General features: G+C 59.0%; 2 protein-coding genes. Both read right to left on the reverse strand.

The window, feature by feature from the left end:
* A partial coding sequence (gene casA / locus Q0520_RS01745; RefSeq protein ID WP_298665822.1) for a type I-E CRISPR-associated protein Cse1/CasA occupies window positions 1-1,084 on the reverse strand: 1,084 nt, incomplete at its 3' end.
* Between the two features lie 79 nt (window positions 1,085-1,163).
* Window positions 1,164-3,821 (reverse strand): CRISPR-associated helicase Cas3', encoded by a 2,658-nt coding sequence (gene cas3 / locus Q0520_RS01750; RefSeq protein ID WP_298665824.1) that lies wholly within the window; start codon window positions 3,819-3,821, stop codon window positions 1,164-1,166.
* Window positions 3,822-3,914 lie beyond the last annotated feature (93 nt).

A 3,914-nucleotide genomic window follows, 5' to 3' on the forward strand; every position in this document is an offset into this window, starting at 1 on the left:
GCGGCCTGCTGCCGTTGGGTGCGAAGACTTCTCTGACCCGCCCGGGGGGTGTACGGCGGGGGAAGAGTGCGACATTCTCTGCAATGGTCGCCCCTTCCTTCCTGTCGTTGACGACGGTGCCAAGCCAGTTCTGGTAGGTGATCCCGCCGGGCTGGGGGTGAAGGGGGAGCATCTCGGTGGATTTTTTGTCTTTCCTGTAATAGGGACTCAGGGGATGGACCCAACCGGCGTACTTGATCCCGTAAGGTTTTGCACGATACTGGGTGACGAGGTGGTCGGTCGCCTCACCGCAGAGGTCGCAGGTGCCTGGCGTGGCGCCATCGAAGTCAAGGAGGATCCGTCTCGGCATGCCCCAGAAGGCCTGGTCCGGGTGAGCATCCGCCGGTGTCGTGACATCCTTCCCTTCACTCGTTCTGACCTGCCCCATCCAGGGAAATCTCCGGTCGTCCTCTGCCTTGGCCTTCTCTCCCTCATCGTCGCGGTCGAGGACATTTGCCCAGACGGTCTGCCAGAGTGTGGGGCCGAGGATGACAGTGGTCATCGGGCCTCCGCCCCGCATCGATGTCATGTGTCCTCGCCCGCCGCCGGGTGCATTGGTCTGAAGAGTGTAAAGGGCCAGGGCGGCGCATGCCGGACATAGCCCGTTTAATGTATCCCGTTTGACGAACCAGTCTGTATTCTCGTTGATCTTGGTATCTTCAGGCATCCCGATGATGAGGTCGCGCACAGACCAGACTGTCCCGTCATCGAGTCCGGTTTCCTGCATGAACCTCGGGCCGTCTCCGTCGAGGTTGAAGGCGCCGGCAACCCTGGTAAACTCTTTTTTCAGTGTTGATGGTTCCGGTGGTTCGAGAAGAAACTCTCTCCACTCTTCTTCATCTTCAGGTGGGATGACGGTCTGGCAGAGGCCGATAAGGTACTGGATGAGGGCGCCGTCAAAGTCGGGGCGGAGAGTGACGATGGCGGTTGCAGGATTATTTTCATGGTCTGCTGTCATCTCCCAGGGTGCGATGGTTTTTCTTGTGCCGTCTCTGCACCTGACCGGGATCCAGCGGTCAAGGATCAGGTTTGTGATGGTGTACACCTCCTGATTTGTGTCCCTAACTTCACTACATATTCCATGCATTCTCTCCTATGGTCTACCATATTATAAACTCTCCTCTTTATTTCCGTTCAACGGAGACTCCGCAGGTTGTATCATAGGTAATAACGACCTCCTGCCCGGATATTTTCCGTCCCGTCCCTCTCCATGCGCCCTTTTCATACCTGAGAGGGACGATGATGGTGCCGCGCCCGTGATCGTGCATCGCTTCCTGTGCTCTTTCAACGGCCTGTTTGAGGTCGCCGTCAAATTCACCCGGTCCGGCAACTTCTTTCTCCCGCACACTGACCTGACTGAGATCCCAGGCGATCCTCGGGTCTGCTTCATCTGCCCAGGGAAGGAAATGCTCGCCGTCCCACCGTGCGAGTCTCAGGGTCACCGTCGGCTCCCCGAGGCGCGTTGGCGTTCTGACGTCATCTTCCCAGAGCCCGCCGGTTTCTGCATATCCCCCCTTGAACTTGAGGGCGTTCTGAAGTCCAAACGAGGCGTCAGCGTTTTCCGTTCCCCTGACTTCCGCGGCGAGCCTCATGAAACCTGGAGGAATTTCACCATCGCTTCTCTCACCGAATACCGCCTCGACGAAGGGGTGAGCATCTCCGGGCATGACGATCTCTCCTTTTTCGTGGAGGAGCCTGGCAGTGAGCCAGAGGCGGGCGTGGTCAGGATAGACCGCAGCCCCCCCAGGGAAGAAGGATCGATACCATGTCTCGTCCGGTTCGGCGGTGAGAGGAGGAGAGAGTACGATGAGTCTTGCCTCGCCGCGGTCACCGCGTTCGTGGCGGTGGAGCCGCCCTGCTCTCTGGATGAGCCTGTCAATGGGGGCGAGGTCGCTGACCATGAGGTCGAAGTCGAGGTCCAGGGACTGTTCGACGACCTGGGTGGCGACGAGGACCTGGCTTGCCCGGGCCTCTTCTTTGCTGCCTTTCCCGAAGAGTGTGGTGATCTCCTTCTCGACCCTGAGGCGATCGGCGAGGGCGACGCGGGCATGGAAGAGATGCACATCTTTGGCCGGAAGGAGAGTGGAGAGGTGCTGCCAGGCTGCAACGGCATCGGCGACGGTGTTCCGTATCCAGCAGGCGCACTTCCCTTCTCGTGCCGCCCTGACAATCGCCCCCTCTGCCTCGTCCGGGGATGCGGTGAGAGTGACGACCACCTGTTTGCGCTTTTCTTGGGGGAACGAAACCGCACTGGGTCCACCCTGGCAGATGTGCGTGAGGAGGGGGTAGCCGTCTCCATCTGTTTCTGTTTCTATTCCCTGGATGCGGCGTGCAAAACTTGCGGCGAGTTCGCGGCGCTGGACTGCTGGTAGAGTTGCTGAGAGGAGGATGGCGCTTCCCCCCAGTGCGCCGTGGAACTCCAGAAGCCTCTGGAGGAGGGCATGCATATATCTGTCGCAGGCATGGACTTCGTCGACGATGAGGACGTTCCGGGCAATCCCGAGGAGGCGGAGTGACTGGTGCTTCACCGGCAGGACTGCAAGAAGGGCCTGGTCGATGGTTCCGACGCCGACCTGTGCGAGGAGTGCTTTTTTTCGGTTGTCTGCGAGCCAGGACGTGCCCGCGGTTCCATCTCTGTCCCCTTCGAGGTATGCCTTCATCAGCCTGTAGAGGTGACTGGCGGAATGGGCGAGGACGGTGGAGTAGGTATGGTCGGAGAAGAGGTGATCCGACATCTTCCCGATACGTTCATACATTGCATTTGCGGTTGCCATTGTGGGGAGGGCGACATAGATGCCCTCTCCCTCTCCCTGTGCCATCAACCGGTGAGCAAGGGTGATGGCGGCTTCAGTCTTCCCGTTCCCTGTTGCGTCTTCGATGATGAAGAGATGAGGGCCGGTGCCGAGGGGTGCGGTGGCGACGTACCTCTGCAGGGGTGTCGGGGATTTTTCAGGAAAGAGATCGGGGAAGAGGGAGTTCAACCCGCAATATCTGGCAGGATGTGCGGGGGCTGCCTTTTTAGCCAGGACTGCCTTTTCCGCCCGTGGTATTGCGGTGTCCCTGAAATAACTCTCGGGTGTGATGGTCGGGTCCTGGGAGGGGAAGTAGCGAGCATCGGATCCTATCCAGTCGGCGAGGACGCAAAGGCCGGAGAGGAGCCATGATGCCTTTTTCATCGCTTTTGGTGTGTCCCGGTCTACTGGAAGGGGTATGGGTCTGTCTTTCAGGAACAGGGCCGAGCAGTCGCGGGCGAATGCCTCGGCCGCCACAAGGTCTTCTGGGAGGAAGAACTCTCTCAGGGTGGTCTCCTCCTCCCGGGGCGGCTGGCCATGGTGACCGCAGACCGCTCGCAGGAGGGGGAGGATGACATCCTGCCCTCTCTCCTGGCTGTCCCCTTCTTTGAAGCCGAGCCAACCCTCTTCTGTTGCTTTCGGCCAGAGATGTTCCCTCCAGAGGCGGTACCCGAGGTCAGTATGATAACCGGTCCGCAGGTCTGCATGCATGACATCTGCTTCCGGATCTTTATTCTGGAAGGCCGGGGTCGAAAGCTTGCCCGAGTCATGGATGGCAAGGAGAAAACAGACAAGGTGTTCAAAGTCGGAATTGGGGATGTGGAGTACGTTCAAACGCTCTCTGAGGAGGGGATCTGACCTGAGGAGGACGGCCCCCACCGCCGCAACATCGAGGGCATGATACGGGAGGGGGTGGTACGCCCGGTTCTTTCCATCTTCCCGTATGGTCTTGCCCCAGTACCTGAAGTGTGGAGGGAGAGGGGAGTCCATATGGCTTTCAGTCTGTGTTATGGGAACTCGAAAGACCATTGATCTCTGAATGGGCGTTTTAATATATAAATGGGGCTAGCAGGGGGTGAAAGT

It is taken from the genome of uncultured Methanofollis sp. (assembly GCF_937919355.1).
Lineage (GTDB): Archaea > Halobacteriota > Methanomicrobia > Methanomicrobiales > Methanofollaceae > Methanofollis.